Annotated in this window: 5 protein-coding genes and 2 pseudogenes; 4 read left to right on the forward strand and 3 right to left on the reverse strand. The window is 69.3% G+C overall.

Going from position 1 to position 4578, the window contains the following annotated elements:
- Together RT567_RS13780 and RT567_RS13785 are read right to left on the reverse strand one after the other, a co-directional pair.
- Positions 1-243: pseudogene (locus RT567_RS13780) on the reverse strand (hypothetical protein); the annotation flags it as partial.
- A 7-nt stretch (positions 244-250) separates the two neighbouring features.
- Positions 251-904, reverse strand: coding sequence for a RadC family protein (locus tag RT567_RS13785; RefSeq protein WP_313576854.1), 654 nt, complete (start codon positions 902-904; stop codon positions 251-253).
- Between the two features lie 588 nt (positions 905-1492).
- Here RT567_RS13785 and RT567_RS13790 point away from each other — a divergent pair.
- From RT567_RS13790 to RT567_RS13800, 3 genes and pseudogenes are all read left to right on the forward strand, one after another.
- Positions 1493-1729 (forward strand): hypothetical protein, encoded by a 237-nt coding sequence (locus RT567_RS13790; RefSeq protein WP_313044727.1) that lies wholly within the window; start codon positions 1493-1495, stop codon positions 1727-1729.
- Positions 1726-2514, forward strand: a complete 789-nt coding sequence (locus RT567_RS13795; RefSeq protein ID WP_313576855.1) for a hypothetical protein — start codon at positions 1726-1728, stop codon at positions 2512-2514. The genes RT567_RS13790 and RT567_RS13795 overlap by 4 nt, the downstream gene beginning before the upstream one ends.
- 197 nt (positions 2515-2711) lie before the next feature.
- Positions 2712-3311 (forward strand): annotated as a pseudogene (locus RT567_RS13800) (hypothetical protein).
- Between the two features lie 160 nt (positions 3312-3471).
- Here RT567_RS13800 and RT567_RS13805 read toward each other — a convergent pair.
- Positions 3472-3693, reverse strand: a complete 222-nt coding sequence (locus tag RT567_RS13805) for a hypothetical protein (protein WP_312205598.1) — start codon at positions 3691-3693, stop codon at positions 3472-3474.
- Positions 3694-4005: 312 nt separating this feature from the next.
- Here RT567_RS13805 and RT567_RS13810 point away from each other — a divergent pair.
- A partial coding sequence (locus tag RT567_RS13810; RefSeq protein WP_313576856.1) for a hypothetical protein occupies positions 4006-4578 on the forward strand: 573 nt, incomplete at its 3' end.

Raw genomic sequence — 4578 nt, forward strand, 5'->3', positions numbered from 1 at the left:
GCCGGTCAGTCGGCCTGCGGCGTCGATCAGACCCAGGCCCAGAAGCTGGGCGCGGACCTCGCGCCAGTCCGCCGCCCCGAAGCCATGGATCACCAGCCGGTCGCCGTCGAGCAGGAGGGAGACGGAGCGGTCCGCCGGACTGTGACCCGGCGCCGGCACATGGGCGCTGCCGCCGCCATGATGCAGGTCCCCGCCCAGGGCGGAGACGATGTCGCGGAGGCTCCTGGTGCAAAGCCGGGTCATCGCCGCCTCACATCAGGCCCAGGGTGCGCAGGCTCTTTGTCCCCTCCGGCCCGACGATGACATGGTCGTGGACGGTGATGTCGAAGACCCTGGCGGCGTCGACGATCCGCTTGGTCATGTCGATGTCGGACCGTGACGGGGTCGGATCGCCCGAGGGATGATTATGGACCAGGATCAGGGCCGTGGCCGACAGCTCCAGTGCTCGCCTCACCACTTCGCGGGGATAAACAGGAGCGTGGTCGATCGTGCCGTCCGCCCGAAGCTCCTCCCGGATCAGTATGTTGCGCTTGTTGAGGTAGAGAGCCCGAAACTGTTCTCGCGGGGCATGGGCCAGGGAGATGCGCAGATAGGTCAGGAGCGCGCTCCAGGACGAGAGGACGGGTCGCCTGCAGGCTTCGGCCCGGCCCATGGCCAGGGCCAGGGCCCTGACGCTGGCGAAACTGGCCACAGCCGCAGGCGGCAGACCCGTTCGCGCCAGGGCTGCGGAGTCCGCGGCCGCCACCCCCGCCAGCCCCCCAAAGGCCGCGATCAGGGCGGCGGCGGCGTGCCGTCCCGACCCCGGCAGTTCCCGCTCCAGTAGGGCCGACAACAGATCCAGATCCGCCGACTCCTCATAGGGCGTAGCCGGAATGGTGCAGTCGAAAGCGACGAGCGAAGTCATGGCGTATTCCTCCCTGCGCTCCCGAGCGGAGCGCCCCAGAGCGCCCTTTCCTTCCCTCCGGTCTGAATACGCCTGGCCTGGCCTAGGGCTGGATCAGACCCGGCGCACGCGCCCGTTCACCTGTTCGCCCGAGGCTGGGCGCCTGCGACGGTGGCAGACGTTAGCCGCCGGAGATGATCATGGCGGGACTTGCGATCCTTCAGATGCAGGGCGCCCTCAGCGTCGATCAGGCCGATGTTGGGGGGATCGAGCGGACCACCTGGCTTGAATGCGCCCCGCCGCTACCGCCTCAAGGGCGCGTTCGCAGAAAACGCCTTATCCATGCAGGCGTGGACCTGCGCCTCGACCCAGGCGACGAAACCGGCCGCCGCCGAGCCGCCCGGCTCTGCCTGAAGCAGATAGAAGGCGCGCCCGCGGGACAGGGTATCGGGTGACAGACGGACGCGCGCCACCTAGGTCGTCGTAGCAGACGATATTCGGGAGCAAGGCCCCTGAGACCGGCGCCCGACACAAGCCGGGTCTGGCGCGTGGAAAGGAACCATTCCTGTCGGGAGGTCGTCTGTATGGGAGGCGGCCAGGAGTACGACCATGACATCCGAGCAATCCCGAGGACGGGCGCGCAACGCCGCGACGCCGGGCGGCAAGCCCGAGGCTGACGAATCCGACGAGGCCGTGGAGCGCGTGGGCCGCGAGTCCCGCAAGCGCGCCGGTCCCGACGGCCCGGACGCGACGGTGGTCGGCGACATCTTCAAGAGACCGCCCGATCGGCGGCGGTCGAAAGAGACCGGCCCCAAAAAGCCGGCGGAGCGTCCGCCGAATGGATGACCGTCCCGCGCCGCCCCCTGAGCCGCGAACCCGTTTCCGGGCCGCGGGACGGCGATCTGCCGGCCTATCTCGGCAACGGCCTGATCGGCATCAGGGTGCGCGAGGTTCCCCTCTTCGCCGGCATGGTTCTCATCAGCGGCCTGGCCGGCGCCCACCCGGAGCGCGGGATCGAGGCCGCCGCCGCGGCGCCCTATCTCCTGTCAGGGGACCTGGCGATCGACGGGGTATTGATGAGCGAACAGCCCTGGGCCATGGGCGATCTCCGACAGTCCTACGACTTCGCGACCGCCGAGCTCCAATCCGCCTTCACCTATCAAGTCGGGACCCAGGCCCTCTCGGTGGAGGTCGTGACCTTCGCCAGCCGCACCGCCCCCTCGATCGTCGCCCAGGAGGTCCGGGTCACGGCCGACGGCCCCTGTGACCTGAAGTTCCGGGCTGTCGTATCGATCGCCGGGCTGACCAGACGGATCGCACGACGACGCACGGACACGCCCGGCGAACCCGAGCCGGCCTGTGACGGCAGCCTCCTGTGGGAAACGGCCGAAGCGCTCGGCCAATGCGGCCTAGCCCTTGCCACCGAAGTCCCTGCGGCGGCCGGTCGCCAGATCCTGACCTGGTCCGACGCCGGCCCCCTCTGCACGGAGTATGGGATCCGGCTGGCTTCAGAAAGACCTGTGCGTTTCCGGCAACTGGCGGCCTTGGCCCCTCCGTCCTCCACGCGCGGTCGGACGAGGAGGCCGTCAGGCGCGTGGCGCGAGCGTCCCGGGGCGGTTTCGACGTCCTGAGACGCTGCAACCGCTCAGCCTGGGCGGAGATATGGGAGGGTCGGGTCGTCCTTGTCGGCGCGAGTTCGCGGCAACAGGCGCTTGTCGACGCCGCCTTCTACTACCTGAACGCTTCCGCCCACCCCGCTTCGCCGGCCTCCACCTCGATCTTCGGCCTCGCGACCTGGCGGGACTATCACTACTACTACGGCCACGTGATGTGGGATGTGGACGCCTTCTGCCTCCCGCCCCTGATCCTTATGCAGCCGGACGCGGCGCGCGCCATGCTGGCCTTCCGGAGTCGGGGACGGCCTGCTGCGGCGGCCAATGCGCGCCTCTCCGACCGTCAGGGGCTGCAATATCCCTAGGAGGCCGCGCCCGGCACGGGCCAGGAGGCGGCGCCCGGCGCCGGCGACGCCGCTCATCATGAGGATCATGTCTCCCTGCATGTGGCCCGCGCCTTCTCCCTCTTCGCCGACGCCACGGGCGACCAGAGATTTCTGGAGGAAGAGGCTTGGCCGGTCCTCAGCGGAGTGGCCGACTGGTTCGTGAGCCGGGTGAGCCGAACAGGTCGGGGATTTGAGCTTCTGCAGTCCATGGGACCGGCCGAGGTCCCCCCGCCTCCGGACAACGACGCCTTTAGTCTCATGGCCGGCGCCGACGTGCTTCGGCGCGCCCTGCGGGTCGCCGAGCGCCTGCGAAAGACCGCGCCCGACGCCTGGAAGGCGGTTCTCGACGACCTCTACATGCCGTTGCGCTCCGACGGTGCTTCTCGGTCTCTGCTATGGTCTGATCGGACTGGTGGTGGACGACGGTGAGCCGGATATCTGGGCCCGCCGTCCGATCACCCTGCCAGCCGGCTGGGAGGCTGTCAGGATCGACTGCCTCCGGGTGAGAGGCCGTTCGGCGCGGCAGGGCGCCGAGCGCGCCGAGCTTTCATTTTCCTGATGCCGGGGCGTCGCCGGCGGGCCGCGCATTTCAAAGCCGTTTCAGTCCACGGCCCTGCATTCCTGCGTCCGGCCCGCATCGAAGGCGGAAGGCCAGGGGCGAAAACACTTCTCCAGTTCCCCCGTCCTGAATGGCCACGCCTGTCAGGCCCTGAGCCTCGAATAACGCCGCCAGGCGCAAGGCGGCGCGGTCGTCCGACACGCAGGTGGCGAGGCCCGTCTCGCCAGCTTCATAGGTGACAAGATAGGGCATTGTTCGCTCCCGGCTCCCGCCTCCTTCGTCAAGCGCCCTCGCCGCCCGCCGTCTCCCTGTGTCGGAAGCCCGACACAGGCGCGTGTCCCGGAATTGGCGCGTCACCCTCGACCAGGAGCCGCGGGGCTTTCCAAAGGCGGATGGCGGACGTCGCGCGCCGTGCGGCGGCCACGTCCGCCCGCCGAAGGACGGAGCGCATCACAGCTCCGTAGCCCCAATGTTCCACAGCCATGCTCTGTTCCGCTTCCCGCAGACCTCGAACGTTTTGTTGACGAAGAGCGTCCCACCATCCTCGCCATCAGGAGAGACCGCATGACCCCCATGGAGCGACGGTGGATTGGAGAGGCCCTGAGGCGGCGCGCGGAGCAGTGGCGCACGCGGATCGGGTTCGGCCTGCTTATCGCCCTGGTCTTCTGGCCCATGACGGGTCCGCTTTTCGCCCTGGCCTGGACCGGGACCTATCTTCTCATCCAGGCGGCCGAGCGCTTCCTGACCGCTTTGTGGAGCGCATCCCCACGCCTTCGACGACGCCTGACGTTTCCGGCTCTGGCCCTCGTCCTGGGGAGCAACCTGGTCTTCGCCAGCTTCGCCCTGCGCCAGGCCATGACCCTGGACACTCTGGGGCTGGTCTGCGCCGCGGTCCTGGCCTCGGGAGCCCTCATCAACGGGGCCATGGCGACCAGCGGCTCCCGCGCCGTCACCCTGGCGGCCCTGACGCCCCATCTCGGATTTCTCCTCAGCCTGCCGGTCTCAGATATGACTCGCCGCTGGCGGCGGTGCAGCTCCTGGTGGCCGGCATGCTGCTGGCTGCCGCCACCGTGGCCGCCGTCAGGGGACTGTCCAGGACCATGGCGCGCCAGCGCGCCGCCGAGGCGGCGGCCGTCG

This window comes from Brevundimonas sp. (assembly GCF_032107865.1).
Classification (GTDB): domain Bacteria; phylum Pseudomonadota; class Alphaproteobacteria; order Caulobacterales; family Caulobacteraceae; genus Brevundimonas.

Excerpts from the sequence above, each read along its gene's own strand:
- RT567_RS13790 (WP_313044727.1), top strand. The coding sequence starts at position 1,493 with ATGACATCCGAGCAATCCCGAGGACGGGCGCGCAACGCCGCGACGCCG.
- RT567_RS13785 (WP_313576854.1), bottom strand. The coding sequence starts at position 904 with ATGACTTCGCTCGTCGCTTTCGACTGCACCATTCCGGCTACGCCCTAT.
- RT567_RS13805 (WP_312205598.1), bottom strand. The coding sequence starts at position 3,693 with ATGCCCTATCTTGTCACCTATGAAGCTGGCGAGACGGGCCTCGCCACC.
- RT567_RS13795 (WP_313576855.1), top strand. The coding sequence starts at position 1,726 with ATGACCGTCCCGCGCCGCCCCCTGAGCCGCGAACCCGTTTCCGGGCCG.